Source organism: Vibrio sp. Y176, from assembly GCF_033438945.1.
Map to the genome: position 1 here is coordinate 1 of NZ_JAWOQS010000763.1, position 615 is coordinate 615.

Annotated in this window: 1 pseudogene; it reads right to left on the reverse strand. The window is 47.5% G+C overall.

Annotated features, from left to right (window positions below):
* Window positions 1–4: 4 nt before the first annotated feature.
* A pseudogene (locus R7O13_RS28525) lies at window positions 5–615 on the reverse strand (ammonium transporter); the annotation flags it as partial.

Consider the following 615-nt stretch of genomic DNA (forward strand, 5'->3'; position numbering starts at 1 on the left):
ATATTTACTTCACAGTTACGAATTCAGGGTAAGCACCAACACCACAATCGTGCATGTCCATGCCTTCCATTTCTTCCTCTTCCGTAACTCGAATACCAACCGTAGCTTTAAGAATCGCCCAAACCACTAGGCTTGCACCAAATACCCAAGCAAAGATCACTGCGGCACCAAGAAGCTGCGCACCAAACGTCGCTTCACCGTTGCTTAGAGGAACAACCATTAGACCGAAGAAACCACAAACACCATGAACTGAAATTGCACCTACAGGATCGTCAATCTTCAGTTTATCGAGACCGATGATGCTAAATACCACTAGCGCACCCGATACCGCACCGATTGCTACAGCATACAAAGGTGATGGTGATAGTGGGTCTGCCGTGATAGCTACCAAACCAGCCAGCGCACCGTTAAGGATCATGGTTAAATCTGCTTTACCCCAAGTGGTTTTACACACAAACAATGCAGCAATCGAACCAGCAGCCGCAGCCGCGTTCGTGTTAAGGAAGATTTGACCAACCGCCGTTGCGTTTTCAAAGTCTGAAACCATCAATTGAGAACCGCCATTGAAGCCAAACCAGCCGAACCAAAGAATAAACGTGCCCAGTGTTGCTAATG